Source organism: Actinosynnema sp. NPDC050436 (assembly GCF_040655415.1).
In the GTDB taxonomy this organism is placed as follows: domain Bacteria; phylum Actinomycetota; class Actinomycetes; order Mycobacteriales; family Pseudonocardiaceae; genus Actinosynnema.
In genome coordinates this window covers 241,052-256,137 of record NZ_JBFAJV010000009.1, presented here as the reverse complement: position 1 = coordinate 256,137, position 15,086 = coordinate 241,052, and the positions used below count along the sequence as shown (strand labels likewise).

Here is a 15,086-nt window from a genome sequence, read left to right as displayed (position 1 = left end):
GTCGCGTGGGCGATTTGTCGTGTTGTGCGAAATCGTCTTTCGATGCCTTCCGGTTCGGGCACCCGCGTGCCCTGACCTGCCCTTGAAGGGTGACCGGGGGTTTTTGTCGTGCATTGTGCGGCGCGGGGAGCCCGCGTTGTCGTCGTGGGGGGATTACATGGATGTGGCTGTCGGCTTGGCGGGGATGGGGCACGCCCTCGGTTCCACCGTGGTGAGCAATGTCGACCTGGCGAAGTCGCTCGGAATGCAACCCGATTGGTTCACCGCGCGCACGGGGATCGAGGAGCGCCGGATCTGCGACGCCGGCGAGGACGTGCTGACGTTGGCGGCGACGGCCGTTTCCCGGGCGTGCGAGGACGCCTCGCTCGACTTGTCGGCGCTCGGCCCGGAAACGGTGCTGATCCACATCCAGAACGGTTTCACCCACTTCACCCCGCCGGCCGGGGTCGTCCTGGGCGGGCACCTGGGCCTGGACGGCGTGCGGGTGCTGGGCCTGGACGGGGTGTGCGCCGAGCCGATCTCCGCGCTGGAGGTCGGCCTGCTGATGCTGCAGGCGCGGCGCTGCGAGCGGGTCATCATCTCCGCCGCCGTCGACCTGATGTCCTACGTGGACCCGAAGGACCCGGACACCGCCGGCCTGTTCGGGTCCGGCGCCGGCGCGCTGGTGCTGTCCCGGGACACCGCGCGCGACGCCGAGGCGCTGGTGAAGGGCCTGCACTGGCAGAGCCAGACGCAGCACTGGCAACTGGGCGAGGTCGAGGTGCTCGACCAGCGCAAGACCGGGCACGGGGTGGAGTTGCGGACCGGCTTCTACCTCATGCGCGGCCAGGCCCTGTACCGCGAGGCGCTGCGCGCGCTGCCGGCGGTCATCGACGCGACCCTGGCGCAGGCGGACTGGAAGAACGAGGACGTCGAGCTGATCGTCATCCACCAGCCGAACGCCCGGATGCTGGAGCTGGGTGCCCGCCGGCTGGGCCTGAACCAGGACATCATGCCGCTGCCGGTGCGCCGGCTGGGCAACATGGGCCCGGCGAGCCTGCTGGTCAACCTGTCGCTGGCCCGCGACGAGGGCCGGCTGACGCCGGGTACCCGGGTGCTGCTGCTGGCCTTCGGCCTGGGGTTCTCCTGCGGTGCCGCCGCCCTCGAGATCTGAGGGGCGGCCGGACGTGGTCCCGCCCGCCGGTGCGCCCCCGGGAGGTCGCGTGCCGCGCCGCGTGCTGGTGACCGGGGGCGATCGCGGGATCGGATTGGCGATCGCGCGGCGCTTCCTGGCCGAGGGCGACACCGTCGCCGTCACCTACCGGTCGTCGCCCCCGCCCCGGGACGTGGCGGGGATCGCGTGCGACGTCACCGACCCGGCGGCGGTGCACGACGCGGTCGCCGAGTTCGAGTCACGGCACGGCACCGTCGAGGTGCTGGTCGCCAACGCCGGCATCACGCTGGACAAGCTGCTCCTGCGGATGTCCGAGGAGGACTTCCTCTCGGTCGTGGACACCAACCTGGCCGGGGCGTTCCGGCTGGCGCGGCGGGTCGCGCTCGGCATGGTGAAGGGCCGGTGGGGGCGGTTGGTGTTCATCTCCTCGACCAGCGCCCACCTCGGTGCCGCCGGCCAGGTCAACTACGCCGCGTCGAAGGCCGGCCTGGTCGGGCTGGCGCGGTCGCTCGCGTGGGAGCTCGCGCCGCGCAACGTCACGGCCAACGTGGTCAGCCCCGGGCTGATCGCCACCGGGATGTCCGCCCGGGTGGGTGCCGACCGGGTCGCCGCGCTGCTCGGCGCGACGCCGCTGGGGTGCATGGGCAGCCCGGAGGACGTGGCGCACGTCGTGCGGTTCGTCGCCTCGGAGGAGGCCCGCTACGTGACGGGCGCGGTCATCCCGGTGGCCGGCGGGCTGGGCATGGGCCAGTAGCCGGCCCACGCCTCGACTGGAAGCGGAGTGGAGCGGACCGATGTGGAAGCGGTGGAGTGCCGTGGCGTCGCGCCGGGCGGGCGCGGTGCTGGCGCTGGTCGCGGTGGTGGTCGCCGTGCTGGCGGTGCTGGGCTCGTCGGCGACCGACGGGCTGGCCAACGGCCTGCGGTCGCTGGAGGACCCGTCGTCGGCCGGCGCGCGGGCGCGGCAGCTGGTCGAGGACGCCACGGGGGCCGGTGCCCAACCCGACCTGCTGGCGCTGGTGCCCCTGGCCGACGAGGTCGGCTCGCCCGCCGGCCGCGCGAGGGTCGACGCGCTCGCCCGCGAGCTGGCGGGGGACCCCCGGGTGGCGGGGGTGGCGACACCGGCGTCCCCGGCGGGGGAGGGCCTGGTCGGGCGGGACGGGCGTGCGGCCGTGCTCGCCGTGACCCTGCGCACCGGCTCGGACGACCAGCGCCGCGACGCCCTGCACCGGCTCTCCGAGCGGCTGGCGGCGGAGCCGGGGGTCCGGGTGAGCGGGCTGGGCGCGCTGGAGCGGACGATGACCGACCAGCTCGACCGCGACCTGACCACCGCCGAGCTGCTGGCGTTCCCGCTGCTGTTCCTGGCGTCGCTGTGGGTGTTCCGCTCGGTCGTGGCCGCGCTGCTGCCGCTGGCCGTGGGCGGCGCGGGGCTGGTGGCGTCCCTGGCGCTGCTGGGCGCGGTCAACGAGGTGGTCGGCTTGTCCTCCTACGTCACCAACCTGGTGATCATGCTGGTCCTGGGCCTGGCGATCGACTACTCGCTGTTCTTCGTCAACCGCTACCGCGAGGAGCTGGACCGGACCGGCGACGTCCGCGCGGCGCTGGAGACGACCCTGCGGACGACCGGGCGCACCATCGTGTTCAGCGCGCTGCTGGTGTCGGCCGCGCTGGGCTCGCTGCTGGTGTTCCCGGTGCAGTTCGTGTACTCGATGGGCGTCGCCGGCGTGCTCGCGCCGCTGCTGGCGGTCGTCGCCGCGCTCGTCGTCCTCCCGCCGCTGGTCGTCCTGCTCGGGCGGCGGATCGGCACGAGCGCGGCACCCCGGTGGCGCGCGGCGCGGCGGGAGGGCCGCCTCGCCGACGAGGGGTTCTGGTACCGGCTGGCGCGGTTCGTCATGCGCCGGCCCGGGAGAATCGCGCTGGCCGCGTCCGCCGCGCTGCTGCTGCTCGGCACGCCCGCGCTCAGCCTCCGGGTCACCGGCTTCACCCCCGAGCAGTTGCCGACCGCCACCGAGGCCCGCCAGGCGCACGACGACCTCGTCCGGGCGGCACCGCACCTCACCTCCGCCCGGTTCTTCGTCGCCGTCGAGTCACCGAATGCCACGCCGGACCAGGTGGCCGACTACGCGCTGCGGCTGGGCGGGGTGCCGGGGGTGACGGGGGTGACCGCACCCCGCCTGATCGGCTCCGGGCTGTGGCGGCTCGACGTCTCCACGAGCACCGGCGACCTGGGCGAGGAGGCACGGCGCGTCGTGGCGGGCCTGCGGTCCGTGCCGGCCCCGGGCACGGCGTCCGTGGGCGGGCTCACCGCCCTGTTCGCGGACGAGATCGACGCCCTGCGCGACTGGCTGCCGCACTCGCTGCTGGTGCTGGTCGTGGCCATGGTGCTGCTGCTGTTCGCCTTCACCCGCTCGGTCGTCCTGCCGCTCAAGACGCTGGTGATGAACGCGGTCACCCTCGCCGCCTCGATCGGCGTGCTGGTGGTGGTGTTCCAGTGGCTGGAGCTGGGGCAGCCACCGGGCGCGTGGTCGGCGCTGGAGGTCAGCACGCTCATCGTCACGGTCACCACGGCGTTCGGCCTCGCCACGGACTACGGCGTCTTCGTCCTCGGCCGGATCGCCGAGGGCCACCGCGCCGGCCTGGGTGACGAGCGGGCCATCGCGGTCGGCATGGAGCGCACCGGCCGGCTGGTGACGTCGGCGGCCCTGCTGTTCGCCATCGCGGTGGGCGCGTTCGCCACCTCGCAGCTCGTGTTCGTCCGGCAGTTGGCCGTCGGGCTGCTGGTCGCGGTGCTGATCGACGCCACCGTCGTGCGCGCGTTCCTGGTGCCCGCGCTGATGCGCGTCCTCGGCGCGGCGAACTGGTGGGCCCCGGCGTGGCTCGCCCGCCCCGAGCCCGCATCCGACGCCGGTGCCGACGCCGGGCCCGGCCACCGTCCCAGTACCGACCACGTCCGGTGAGGAGCACACCATGAGCACCACGCAGGAGCCGATCGCCGTCGTGGGCGGCGGGGCGGCGGGGATCGCGACCGCGCTGGCCCTGGCCGCGCGCGGCCTGCCGTCGCGGGTCTTCGAACGCGCCGGCTCCGCCAACGAGATCGACCGGGGCGACATCGTGCACCCCGGCTCGGTGCCGCTGCTGCACCGGTGGGGCGCGTGGGACGCGGTCACCGCCGCCGGGCCGCTCGACTTCGCCGACTTCCGGGTGGTCGACGGCGACGGGAGCCCGCTGTTCACCGCGAACACCCGCAGCCTGCTGGGCCGGGACTGCCACCTCACCGCGCTGCGGCACCCGGACATCGTGACCGCGTTGCACGCGGCGGCGGCGGGCACCGGACTGGTGGACTTCCACGGCAGCGAGCCGGTCAGCGAGCTGATCACCGAGCGGGGACGGGTGACCGGCGTGCGGACCGGCGGCGGCGCGGAGTACCCCGCCCCGGTGACGGTGGTGGCCACCGGCACGCGGTCCAAGCTGCGCGCGCAGCACTTCGGCGGGCACCGGTCCTACGACTACGGGACGTCGTTCTTCAACGCCCGGATCACCGCGCTGGACGCCTATCGGGGGTGCGGCTACTACGTGCTGGACCGGGAGGGCGTGCTGGTGATGGTCGCCCTGCCGGGTGACGAGATGCGGATCGGCATCCAGTTCGACACCGCCGTGCGGGACGACCGCCCGTCGGCGGCCACCTTCGCCGCGCACGCCCGCCGGATCCTGCGGCCGTTGCGGCGGTACGCGCTGGACTTCATCGAGGGCCACACCTACCGGTTGGAGGGCGTGCTCGCGGACGCGTGGTGGCGGCCCGGCGCGGTCCTGGCCGGCGACGTCGCGCACACCGTGCACCCGACCGGCGGCCAGGGGATGAACCTGGCCTTCGGCGACGCGGAGGCGCTGGCCTCGCGCGTCGCGGCCCTCGACCTGGCCGCCGGGGACGCCGTCGACGCGGCGTGCCGCGACTACGCCGCGCACCGGCGCGCCCGGGTGCGCGCGGTGTTCCGCCGCTCGCACCTGGGCGGCAGGCTCGCCACCCTCCGCCGACCGGCCGCGATCGCCGCCCGCCGTGCGGTCCTGCGCACGGCCGACCACCTGCCGCCGCTCAAGCGGGCGGTCATCCGCCGCCTGGTCGAGGTCCGCTAGCCGAGAAGGGGAGACCATGCCGAGAACAGCAGATCTGCGGCGGTTGCAGTCCACTGTGGACCGGGATCGGGCGGTGATCGCGGACGCGACCCGGACCGCGACCCTGCCCGATGGCTCGACCATCCGCCTGGCCCGGTTCGGCTCCGGCCCGACCGTGGTGTGCGCGCCCATGATCGCGGAGCTGAACTTCGTGTACCTGCCGCACGTCCGAGCGCTGTCGGAGGAGTTCGAGTTCGTCCTCTACGAGCCCCGGATCAGCCGCACCACCCGCGTCGGCGCGGCCGACCGGGCACGCGAACTGCTCGCGGTCGTGGACGCGGTCGGTGCCCGCGCGCACGTCCTCTCGTGGAGCGACGCCGGCTCGGTCGCCTACCTCGCCGGGCTGCGCCGTCCGGAGGCGCTGCGGTCGGTGGTCTTCCTGGGCCTGGCCGACCGCTACACCTTCCCCCCGCCGCTGGGATGGCTGACCAGGGCCCTCGACCGGTGGCCCGTGCAGCGGCTGTTCCCGACCGTGCTGCTGCGCCTGCTGCTCAGCCACTTCCTCGGCGGCGACCGCCTGACGCCCCGGTGGGTGTTCCGGGAGACGGGGAAGATCCCGCGACTGGCGGACCTGTTCAAGCACAGCGTCCTGCCGTGCATGACCGACCACCGGCCGACCCCGGGCCGCTTCACCATTCCGTCCGTGCTCATCGGCGGCGACCGCGACACCCTGGTCACGACGGACCAGATGCGCCGCATGGCCGCCCTCGCCGGCGAGGGCTGCGACTTCGTCCTGGTGCCGGGCGGCGAGCACATCCTCGGCTACGCCGCACCCGACCCCGTGAACACCGCCCTGCGCGAGTTCTACGCCCGCCTGGGCGACCCGCACCCGTGACCGGGCCGCCGCCCTGCCGGTGGTGCCCGCGTGGCGACCGGAACCCGCAGGTAGCCTGCGGCGTGCCGTTCACCTTCGCCCATCCCGCCGCCGTGCTGCCGCTGCGCGGGGTCCTGTGGTTCCCCGGGTTGGTGGCGGGTTCGATCGCACCCGACGTCGCCTACTACCTGCCGGTGCCCGGCGGCCCGGACGGCACCCACTCGCCGGCCGGCGTGGTCGGCGTGGACCTGGTGCTCGGTGCCCTGCTGGTGCTGCTCGGACGGGTGAGCCTCGCGCCGCTGCTCACCCTGGCCCCGGAGGGGTGGCGTGCCCGGGTCGTGCCGTCGGCCGGTCGGTGGCCCACCTGGCGGTCGGGGGTCGTCTCGGTGGTCGTGGGGGCCGCCACCCACCTGGTGTGGGATGCGGTCACCCACACCGGCGGTGCCGCCGTGCGCTGGTGGCCGGTGCTGCGCCTGCCGGTGGTCGGGCCGCACCGCCTGTACAACGTGATCGGCTACGCGTCGTCGCTCGGCGGTCTGCTGCTGCTCGGCGTGGTGGCGGCACGCTGGTACCGCCGCGCTCCCCGCGACAACGCGCACCACTGGCGGGCACTGCCCCGGGCAGCCCGCGCCGCCGTGCTGGGTGGGATCGCGGTCGCCGCCGCAGTGGGCGCGGCCGTGTCCGTGGCGGACCCGGTGAGCCAGGTCAGCGCCTACGACTGGGTGCGCAGGCTGCTGGTCGGCGGTGTCCAGGGTGCCGGAGCGGCGTTGGCGCTGCACGTGGTGTGGCTGCGGGTCGCACCGCGCAGGGCACGTCCCTGAGCCGGTGCACCCGGAGAGCGGTCAGCCGCTCCCGCCGGTCGGGCCGAGGCCGTCGAGCAGTCGCCGGACCCGGGCCGCGTCGTCGTGGCGGCCCTGGTCGCGGTACCGGTTCTCGGCTTCCCGCCAGGTCGTGCGGGCCTGGTCGAGCCGGCCCAGGGCGGCTTCGGGGTGGCCCAGGCGTTCCTGGGTGCCGACGATGTCGTAGGTGTGGCCCAGGCTGCGGAACAGGGTGAGCGCCTGCCGGTAGTCCTCGACGGCTTGCCGGTGGTTCCCGGCCCGGAGCTCGACCAGCCCCAGGGTGTCCAGCGTGTGCGCTTCGCTGTTGGGGTTGTCGTGCTCGCGGTGCAGCACCAGGGCCGCGTGGCAGTGCCGGCGGGCGGCGTCGTGCTCGCCGAGCAGGGCGGCGTACCAGCCCACGGCGCTGAGCGCGTCGGCCTCCATCGACCGGTTGCCCAGGGCGCGGCAGCGGTCCAGGGCGTGTTGCGCGTGGTCGAACGCCTTGCCGGTGTCGCCCCGCTGTTCCCACGCCTGCGCCAGCTCCTGGTGGGCGGCGGCCTGGTGCGCGGTGGCGCCGTGCTGCTCGGCCAGGTCGAGGGCCCGGTGCAGGTGTTCGGTGGCCTGGTCGTGCTGCCCGAGCCTGGCGTGCGCGCGTCCCAGGTGCCGGTGCACGCGCATGGCGGTGGTGGGGTCGGGCAGGTGGGCGGCGGCGTCCAGCGCGACCCGGAACGTGCCGAGGTTGTCGTGCAGGTGCCCGCGCCGCCGGTGGAAGCCGGCGACGTTCATGGCCAGGTGGCAGACGGTCTGGTGGCGGCCGTGGTCGGCGGCGGCGCGCTGGGCGGCGATCAGGTGGGCGTGCTCGGTGTCCAGCCAGGACATCGCCGCCGACCGGTCGGCCGGCGGGCGCGGGGCGACCCCCGGCGCGGGCGGGTCCGGGGTGATCGCGGCGGCCCGGGGTTCGAGCAGCAGTTGCGCGGCGTGGGCGGTGTGCAGGTAGAAGTCGATCGCCCGGTCGAGCGCCGCACGGCGCAGGGACGCGGGCAGGTCGTCCGCGACGCTGGTCGCGTAGGCGCGGACGAGGTCGTGCATGGCGTAGCGCCCGCCCGCGCGCCGCTCGACCAGCGAGGCTTCCTCCAGCGCGTGCAGTGCCCGCCGGGTGTCGGTGAGCGGCTCGGCGACCAGGGAGGCGGCGGCGTGGAGGTCGATGTCGGCACCGGGGGCGATGCCCAGCAGCGCGAACGTGGTCCGCTGCCGGTCGGTGAGGTGGCGCAGGGACCACGACAGCACCGTGGGCAGGCTCGCCGCCGGGTCGTCGTCGTCCATCATGCCCAGCCCCAGCTCGCGCAGTTCGGCGGCGAGTTCGGCCAGCGGGACCCCGGTGCGGGCGGCGGCGTGCCGGGCGGTGATCGACAGGGCCAGGCAGTGGCGCCCGCACAGCGCGATCAGCTCGTCGGTCGCGTCGGGTTCGGCCTCGACCGGTCCGCTGCCGAGCCGCGTGGTCAGCAGGGCGCGGGACTCGGCGGCCGACAGCACGTCGAGCCGCAGGTGACGGGCTCCGTGCCGGTCGATCAGCGAGGCGGGGGTGCGGCGGCCGGTGACCAGCACGGCGCACGTCGGGGTACCCGGCAGCAGCGGGACGACCTGGTCGGCGGAGGCGGCGTTGTCCAGCACGACCAGCATCCGCCGGTCGGCGACCAGGCTGCGGTACAGGGCGGCCTGGGCGTCCAGGTCGACGGGCAGCCGGCCGGGCGGGACGCCGAGGGCGTCGAGGAACCGGCGCACCGCGACCGCCGGGTGCAGGGGTTCGCTGTGCGGGCTGAAGCCGCGCAGGTCGACGAACAGGTGCCCGTCCGGGAAGTGGCGGGCCCGGAGGTGGGCCCAGTGCAGCGCGAGCCAGGTCTTGCCGATGCCGCCCACGCCGCTCAGGGCGGTGATCGGCACCGCCTGGCAGGTCCCGTCGTCGGGGCGCGGCAGGGCGCGGTCGAGGTCGGCGAGGTGGCGCTCCCGGCCGACGAAGTGGGCGGGCGGTCCGGGCAGCTGCCGGGGCGTCACCACGTCGGCGGCAGGTGCGCGCCCCGTCCTGCCCGCCTCGTCGTCGGGGGCCGGTTCGTCGGGCACCGGCCGGTCGAGCACGGCGGGGTCGGCGGGGTAGGGGTGGTCGGGCAGGGCGATCCAGGCGAGGTCCCGGACCTCCTTGACCCGCAGCGGGACCGGCCGGAACGTGCCGGGGTCGAGCACCGCCGAGTGGCGCACGACCTCGTCGAACACCCACCGGGACACGATCAGCCCGACCAGGCCGGGCGAGCCCGCCAGGGCGGTCCGCAGCGCGGGCGCGTCGAGCAGGCGGAACGCCGTGGTCAGCGCGGTGGAGGTGGTCCCGTGGCGGTCGAAGGCGACCTCCCCGGCGTGCACCGCCACCCGCAACCGGGTCCGCTGGGCGGCGGGGCTGGTGTCGTTGTGGCCGCGCAAAGCCTCCGCCAGCGCGCCGGGCAGCACCTCCACCAGCGGTGCTTTGAGGTAGTCCGGCGGCACCAGGACGAACACGCTGTCGCCCCGGTCCTCGTGGTAGCACGCCTCCCACGGCACGCCGGCCGCCCTGAACGCGGCGTCCACCACCCGGTAGAGACCCGCGCGGGTGCCCACCTGGTGCGGCAGGGTCCGTCGCGGGTGACCGAACCCCTCCACGTCGACCACGACGATCGTGCGGTGTACCGCGTGCACCGACTCGACCACGCCACCTCCCGGACCGCGCGCTACGCCAACCGCACCCAGTTCTACCGGTGCGGCTCGCCTGCGATGCGCCATTCGGTGCCGGAAGTCGTTGCGGCACAGACATTCCACGTCGAGCCGCATCCAGGAGCACCCCGGGGTGTCAGATGCCGCAGAACCCTCGTTCGATGGTCGTGATCCACGCGGCGACGATCCGCCGGTCCCGCAGCAGGTTCCGCTTCTCCCGGTGGCGGGTGAGCTTGCGGACCTCGAACCGGCAGATCCAGTGCTCGCCGGCTCGTTCGACCGCGACGGGGGCAGGCGGCTCACTCGTCTTGTCGATCGCGAGCCCACCCCGGTAGACGGTGAGGTAGGCGAGCACGTACCGGGCGAACGCGCGAGCCTCTTCCTCGTCCAGGTGGGCCTTCCCGTTCTTGCGCACCCGCCGCGCGAAACGGCGCACCGCGCTCTTGGCGCCGTCGTAGATGGCGTTGCCGACCACGCCCGCGAGAGCGGCCTGCGCGCCCCACTCCACCGCGCGGGAGATCAGGACGTAGTCAAGTTTCGGCCGTGTTCACGGTTCGTGGTCACCGTCGCACGGTCCCACGGGAACACCGCCGAACGCACCGGACCGCTGCGAGTCCACGGCGGTCCGGTGCGCACCGGACGGAGAGCTACGCCTGGGTGGCCCACCAGCGTCGGCCGGCCTCGCCCAGGGTGGAGATCGGGTCGTAGTACGGGTACCGGCGGTCCAGCGCGTCCGCGTCCTCCAGCTCGATGCCGGTCCGGTAGTTCTTGGTCCAGTACGAGATGCCGCGCTCGCGGTCGTAGTCGGCGAGCTGGTGCACCCACCGCTTGCCGACGTAGGGCACGTCGCACACGATCCTCGGCGTCGCGTAGCCGGGCAGGTAGCCCATGATCGCGTGCTGGAGGTGCTGCGCCTCCCACACCGCGACCCGCCAGTGCTCGGCGTTGGGGATCATGTCGCACATGTAGAAGTAGTAGGGGAGGATGTTCGCCTCGCCCTGCAACGCGAAGCACAGGTCCAGCAGGTCGTCCGGGGTGGCGTTGACGCCCTTCATCAGCACGCCCTGGTTGCGCACGTCCCGGACGCCGACCTCCAGCGCGGTCCGCGCGGCCTCGGCGACCAGCGGTGTCACCGAACCGGCGTGGTTGACGTGGGTGTGGATGGCCAGGTTCACGCCGCGCCGCGCGGCGGTGCGGGCGACCCGTTCGAGGCCCTCGACCACCTTGGGCTGGAGCCAGTGCTGCGGCAGCCCGGCCAGCGCCTTGGTGGCCAGCCGGACGTCGCGGACGGTGTCGATGTCGAGCAGCCGCATCAGGAACGACTCGAGCTGCGCCCAGGGCACGTTGGCCACGTCGCCGCCGGAGACGACCACGTCCCGCACGCCCGGGGTCCGCTTGAGGTAGTCGACCATCTGCTCCTGCCGGTCGACCGGCTTGAGCAGCAGCTTGTGCTTCTGCACCTGCGGGGTGGAGTTGCCGACCAGGTCCATCCGGGTGCAGTGGCCGCAGTACTGGGGGCAGGTCGACACCAGCTCGGCGAGCACCTTGGTGGGGTAGCGGTGGGTCAGGCCCTCGACCACCCACATCTCGGCCTCGTGCAGCGAGTCCCGCGCGGAGTGCGGGTGGCTGGGCCAGTCGGGGTCGCGGTCGGAGCGGACCGGGATCATGTACCGGCGGATCGGGTCGGCGAAGAACGCGTCGGTGAAGTCGGCCGGCGCGGCGTCCGGCGCCATGGTGTTGACCATCTGCGGCGGGACCAGCATCGACATGGTGGCCAGGTCGGACTGGTCGGCCGCGAGCTCGTCGTAGAACCGCTCGTCGAGCAGGTCGCCCATGAGCGCGCGCAGTTGCTTGACGTTCTTCACGCAGTTGACCCGCTGCCACTGGGCGTCGCGCCACTGGGCCTCGGTGACGTCCCGCCACCCCGGGAACCGCCGCCAGTCGGGCTCGACCAGCTCCCTGCGCGCATAGGTGTACGGCTGGAGGTCAGACCGGTGAAGCGCGGGCACGACGTCGTGTAGCGCAGTCATCCATACTCCCTACCGGTGTAGTGGCGTGAAGATATGCTGCCAGATGGCCTCTTCGGCGTAAATATTTCGGCAGGGAGTGTTTTGGCCGGTTCGTTCGTTGAGGGGGTATGCGCGTGTTCGCCGTAGTGCTCATCGGTCTGGCCGTCGAGATCACCGCCCTCGTGGCGGCCTTCGGGGCGTGGGGGCTCCTGCCCACCCTGGGGCTGCTCGTCCTGGGCGGGGTGGTCGGCTCGGTGCTGATGCGCCGGGAGGGCGCGCGAACGATGGCCGCGTTCTCCGAGGCGCTGCGCAACCGCCGGCAGCCGCACCAGGAGATCGCCGACGGCGTGCTCATCGCGGCGGCCGGCTTCCTGATCCTGGTGCCCGGCTTCCTCAGCGACGTGCTGGGCCTGTTCCTGCTGTTCCCGCCCACCCGGCGGCTGGTCAGCAGGCGCATCGCACGGCGCTCGGAGCAGCGCGAGCGCGAGATGGTGCTGAACCTGCGCTACGGCCGCACCCCGACCGCCGGCGGCGTGGTGATCGACGGTGACGTGGTCCGGGGCCCGGCCGGTGACGCGGTCGTGGACGGTGTCGTGGTCGACGTCCGCCCGGACGCCGCCCGCCGCCCCGAACTGCCCTGACCCGAAGGGCTCGCCCTGGGCGACTGCACGCGCCCGCCCCTGCCGGCCCCCGCAACCCTGCTGCCGCCCAACCCCGCCGGCTCGCGCCTACGCGGTGGTCTTGGCGGCGGCAGTGGTGCTGTGGCGCTGTTGCGTCGGCGGTAGCCACAGCAGGTGCGGGATGGTCTCGCCCTGTTCGGTGAACAACCGCAGCGCGTTCTCGGGTTCGCACAGGGTCGCGGTGAAGCCGCCCTCGGTCGAGACGATCTCCGCGCGGTCCGCGAAGGCCAGCCCGTAGGCGGCGATGCAGGCGCCCTCGCCGCCCTCGTACTCCACGGCGACCGCGAACAGGCGGGGTGCCCCCTCGGCGGCGAGGGCGGCGAGGGACTGGGCGGCTCTCGTGTCGTGCCACGGGGAGTCGGTGTCCGGGCGGTCGTGCATGGGCGGTACCCTCCGGAGGTGCCGTGCGGTTTGCGCGACCAGTGTCCGGTTTGCGCAACGCACGTGTCAATACGTCGATCAGGCACTACGTCGATCAGGTGTACCGGGAGGTCCACGTGCCGCACCGAGGCGGGCCCGCATGATCCGCAGCACCGCCAAAGCCATGGCGCTCGGCGCGAAGATCCGCGCGGCCCGCGAAGCCGCCGGCCTGACCCAGCGGGTGGTGTGCCGCAGGACCGGCATCCACCCCGGCACGATGACGCGGCACGAGTCCGGCGAACGCCCACCGGGCGAACCGGCCGTCGCCGCGATCCTGGACGCCATCGGCGTGACGGGCGCGGACCGGGAGGAGATCCTGGACCTGGCCCGCGACGAACCCGCCACCGGCTCCACGTGGGTGGCGGTCAGCCTGCCCGAGCAGCGCGCGCAACTGGAAGCGCTCGTGCAGATCGAACAACTGGCGACCGACGTCGTGGACGTCAGCCCGCTCGTCGTCCCGGGCCTGCTCCAGGTCAGCGGCTACGCCCGCGCGATCATGCGCGGCGGCGCGGTCCCGGAGCACGAGATAGCGACCCGCGTGGCGATCCGCATGGGCCGCCGGGACATCCTGACCAGGGCACGACCGGTCCGCTACCGGGCCTTCATCGCCGAACACGTCCTGCACCAGCGGTTCGGCGACCCCGCCGACCAGGCCGAGCAGCTCGCCCACCTGCTGGCCATGGCACGGCTGCCCCACGTCGAGCTGCGCGTCTTCCGGCTGGACAGCGCGTGGAACGACGCAATGGACGGACCGTTCTCGTTGCTCACGCTCGGTGAGGGCGAGACGATCATCCAGTTGGAGAACAGGGTGAGCACGGTCTTCGCCCAGGAGAAGGCCGACGTGGAGAGGTTCCAGCTCGCGGTCGAGCGGCTCGGGGCGGTGTGCCTGAGCGCAGGCGAGACGGTCGGACTCATCACCCGGTACGCGGAGGAGAGGAAGACAGCGGATGAGCCCAGTTCGGTGGCGTAAGTCCAGCAAGTCCGGTCCGAACGGCAACTGCGTCGAGGTGCGTCAGGACCTGAGTGCGGTCCGGGATTCCAAACGGCCTGGTGGGCCGGAGTTGACGTTCGTGGGGTCGGCGCTGCGGCGGTTCGTGGCCGCGACCCGCTGAGCGCAGTCCCACTCAATCGGCCACCGGGGACCGGACGCCGCCACGACCGGGCGAGGTCCCCGGTGGCCGTTTCGACTCGTAGACCGCCGATTACTTGCGGAAACTCGACAGGTCACGTGAAGATATCCCGGTCCAGACGCTGTCAACCGAAGGATTTCCATGACCTCGCCGTACGGTCTGCACCGAGTCGTCGAGCCCGCCGGCGTGCTGCCGCAGCAGGCGTGGCGGTTGGACGCGACTCCGGAGTGCGGCGCGGACGAGGTGCTGGTCGACGTCGAGCGGGTGAACCTCGACGCGGCGTCGTTCCGGCAGTTGCGCCAGCAGCACGGGCCGGACGTGCGGCGGGCGGTGCTCGACATCGTTGCCGAGCGCGGCAAGATGCAGAACCCGGTCACCGGGTCGGGCGGGATGCTGCTGGGCTCGGTCCGCGCGGTCGGCCCGGACTCGCCGCTGGGCCTGCGGGTCGGCGACCGGGTCGCCAGCCTGGTGTCGCTCACCCTGACGCCGCTGCGCATCACCGACGACCTGGCCGGCTGGGACGGCACCACCGAGCAGGTGCCTTGCGCGGGCACGGCCGTGTTGTTCGGCCGGTCCATCGCCGCCGTGCTGCCCGACGACCTGCCCGACGAGCTGGCGCTGTCCGTGCTCGACGTGTGCGGGGCACCCGCGCTGACCGACCGGGTGGTGCGCCGCCGGGCGGCGGACTCGGTGCTGGTGCTCGGCGGCGGCGGCAAGTCCGGGTCGCTGTCACTGGCCGCCGCGCGCCGGGCGGGTGCCTCCCGGCTGGTGGCTCTGGTGCCGACCGAGGACGAGGCCGCGCGGGTCCGGTCGGCGGGGCTGGCCACGGAGGTGGTCGTCGCCGACGCGCGCAACCCGGTCGCGGTGCTCGACGCCGTGGGCACGCCCGTGGACGTGACGGTGGTGTGCGTCGACGTGCCGGGCTGCGAGCACGGCGCGATCCTGGCCACCGCGAACGGCGGGGTGGTCGTGTTCTTCTCCATGGCGACTTCGTTCTCCGCCGCCGCCCTGGGCGCCGAGGGCCTGGCGGCCGACGTGCAGATGCTCGTCGGCAACGGCTACGTCCCCGGTCACGCGTCGTTCGCGCTCGACCTGCTGCGCTCCGAGCCTGCCGTGCGGGCGCTGTTCGAGCACCGGCAGACTGCTCAGGCGTGACTAC

General features: G+C 73.8%; 14 protein-coding genes. 10 read left to right on the top strand and 4 right to left on the bottom strand.

The window, feature by feature from the left end; genetic code table 11:
• The first annotated feature begins 157 nt into the window (after positions 1 to 157).
• The 6 genes from AB0I60_RS22825 to AB0I60_RS22800 all read left to right on the top strand — a co-directional run bounded on the left by AB0I60_RS22825 (position 158) and on the right by AB0I60_RS22800 (position 6,955).
• A complete protein-coding gene (locus tag AB0I60_RS22825) occupies positions 158 to 1,153 on the top strand; it encodes a ketoacyl-ACP synthase III (RefSeq protein ID WP_360732730.1) in 996 nt (331 codons plus the stop codon).
• 49 nt (positions 1,154 to 1,202) lie between these two features.
• Positions 1,203 to 1,907, top strand: coding sequence for an SDR family oxidoreductase (locus AB0I60_RS22820; protein WP_360732729.1), 705 nt, complete (start codon positions 1,203 to 1,205; stop codon positions 1,905 to 1,907).
• Between the two features lie 40 nt (positions 1,908 to 1,947).
• Positions 1,948 to 4,107, top strand: coding sequence for an MMPL family transporter (locus AB0I60_RS22815; RefSeq protein ID WP_360732728.1), 2,160 nt, complete (start codon positions 1,948 to 1,950; stop codon positions 4,105 to 4,107).
• A gap of 10 nt (positions 4,108 to 4,117) precedes the next feature.
• Positions 4,118 to 5,281 (top strand): NAD(P)/FAD-dependent oxidoreductase, encoded by a 1,164-nt coding sequence (locus tag AB0I60_RS22810; protein WP_360732726.1) that lies wholly within the window; start codon positions 4,118 to 4,120, stop codon positions 5,279 to 5,281.
• Between the two features lie 16 nt (positions 5,282 to 5,297).
• Entirely contained in the window at positions 5,298 to 6,155 is an 858-nt protein-coding gene (locus AB0I60_RS22805; protein WP_360732725.1) for an alpha/beta hydrolase, read from the top strand.
• Positions 6,156 to 6,217: 62 nt separating this feature from the next.
• On the top strand, positions 6,218 to 6,955 hold the full coding sequence (locus AB0I60_RS22800; RefSeq protein WP_360732723.1) for a DUF4184 family protein: 738 nt from the start codon (positions 6,218 to 6,220) through the stop codon (positions 6,953 to 6,955).
• Positions 6,956 to 6,976: 21 nt separating this feature from the next.
• On the opposite strand, the gene AB0I60_RS22795 is transcribed toward AB0I60_RS22800, so the two are convergent.
• From AB0I60_RS22795 to AB0I60_RS22785, 3 genes are all read right to left on the bottom strand, one after another.
• Positions 6,977 to 9,685, bottom strand: a complete 2,709-nt coding sequence (locus AB0I60_RS22795; RefSeq protein WP_360732721.1) for a tetratricopeptide repeat protein — start codon at positions 9,683 to 9,685, stop codon at positions 6,977 to 6,979.
• 139 nt (positions 9,686 to 9,824) lie between these two features.
• Positions 9,825 to 10,196, bottom strand: coding sequence for a hypothetical protein (locus AB0I60_RS22790; RefSeq protein ID WP_360732720.1), 372 nt, complete (start codon positions 10,194 to 10,196; stop codon positions 9,825 to 9,827).
• A gap of 139 nt (positions 10,197 to 10,335) precedes the next feature.
• Complete coding sequence (locus tag AB0I60_RS22785; RefSeq protein ID WP_360732719.1) at positions 10,336 to 11,718, bottom strand: lysine 2,3-aminomutase; 1,383 nt, start codon at positions 11,716 to 11,718, stop codon at positions 10,336 to 10,338.
• 107 nt (positions 11,719 to 11,825) lie between these two features.
• On the opposite strand from AB0I60_RS22785, the gene AB0I60_RS22780 reads away from it, so the two are divergent.
• Positions 11,826 to 12,338, top strand: coding sequence for an FxsA family protein (locus AB0I60_RS22780; protein WP_360732717.1), 513 nt, complete (start codon positions 11,826 to 11,828; stop codon positions 12,336 to 12,338).
• 87 nt (positions 12,339 to 12,425) lie between these two features.
• On the opposite strand, the gene AB0I60_RS22775 is transcribed toward AB0I60_RS22780, so the two are convergent.
• On the bottom strand, positions 12,426 to 12,758 hold the full coding sequence (locus AB0I60_RS22775; RefSeq protein WP_360732716.1) for a hypothetical protein: 333 nt from the start codon (positions 12,756 to 12,758) through the stop codon (positions 12,426 to 12,428).
• 139 nt (positions 12,759 to 12,897) lie between these two features.
• Here AB0I60_RS22775 and AB0I60_RS22770 point away from each other — a divergent pair, with 139 nt between their 5' ends.
• The 3 genes from AB0I60_RS22770 to AB0I60_RS22760 all read left to right on the top strand — a co-directional run bounded on the left by AB0I60_RS22770 (position 12,898) and on the right by AB0I60_RS22760 (position 15,082).
• A complete protein-coding gene (locus AB0I60_RS22770; RefSeq protein WP_360732714.1) occupies positions 12,898 to 13,767 on the top strand; it encodes a helix-turn-helix transcriptional regulator in 870 nt (289 codons plus the stop codon).
• Complete coding sequence (locus AB0I60_RS22765; protein ID WP_360732713.1) at positions 13,745 to 13,909, top strand: DUF397 domain-containing protein; 165 nt, start codon at positions 13,745 to 13,747, stop codon at positions 13,907 to 13,909. Before AB0I60_RS22770 ends, AB0I60_RS22765 begins: the two co-directional genes overlap by 23 nt.
• Before the next feature lie 159 nt (positions 13,910 to 14,068).
• On the top strand, positions 14,069 to 15,082 hold the full coding sequence (locus tag AB0I60_RS22760) for an L-erythro-3,5-diaminohexanoate dehydrogenase (protein WP_360732712.1): 1,014 nt from the start codon (positions 14,069 to 14,071) through the stop codon (positions 15,080 to 15,082).
• Positions 15,083 to 15,086: the final 4 nt, after the last annotated feature.

Bases quoted from the DNA above. Each gene is read 5' to 3' on its own strand.
- AB0I60_RS22825 (WP_360732730.1), top strand. From the start codon at position 158: ATGGATGTGGCTGTCGGCTTGGCGGGGATGGGGCACGCCCTCGGTTCC.
- AB0I60_RS22815 (WP_360732728.1), top strand. From the start codon at position 1,948: ATGTGGAAGCGGTGGAGTGCCGTGGCGTCGCGCCGGGCGGGCGCGGTG.
- AB0I60_RS22810 (WP_360732726.1), top strand. From the start codon at position 4,118: ATGAGCACCACGCAGGAGCCGATCGCCGTCGTGGGCGGCGGGGCGGCG.
- AB0I60_RS22805 (WP_360732725.1), top strand. From the start codon at position 5,298: ATGCCGAGAACAGCAGATCTGCGGCGGTTGCAGTCCACTGTGGACCGG.
- AB0I60_RS22785 (WP_360732719.1), bottom strand. From the start codon at position 11,718: ATGACTGCGCTACACGACGTCGTGCCCGCGCTTCACCGGTCTGACCTC.
- AB0I60_RS22780 (WP_360732717.1), top strand. From the start codon at position 11,826: ATGCGCGTGTTCGCCGTAGTGCTCATCGGTCTGGCCGTCGAGATCACC.
- AB0I60_RS22775 (WP_360732716.1), bottom strand. From the start codon at position 12,758: ATGCACGACCGCCCGGACACCGACTCCCCGTGGCACGACACGAGAGCC.
- AB0I60_RS22770 (WP_360732714.1), top strand. From the start codon at position 12,898: ATGATCCGCAGCACCGCCAAAGCCATGGCGCTCGGCGCGAAGATCCGC.
- AB0I60_RS22765 (WP_360732713.1), top strand. From the start codon at position 13,745: ATGAGCCCAGTTCGGTGGCGTAAGTCCAGCAAGTCCGGTCCGAACGGC.
- AB0I60_RS22760 (WP_360732712.1), top strand. From the start codon at position 14,069: ATGACCTCGCCGTACGGTCTGCACCGAGTCGTCGAGCCCGCCGGCGTG.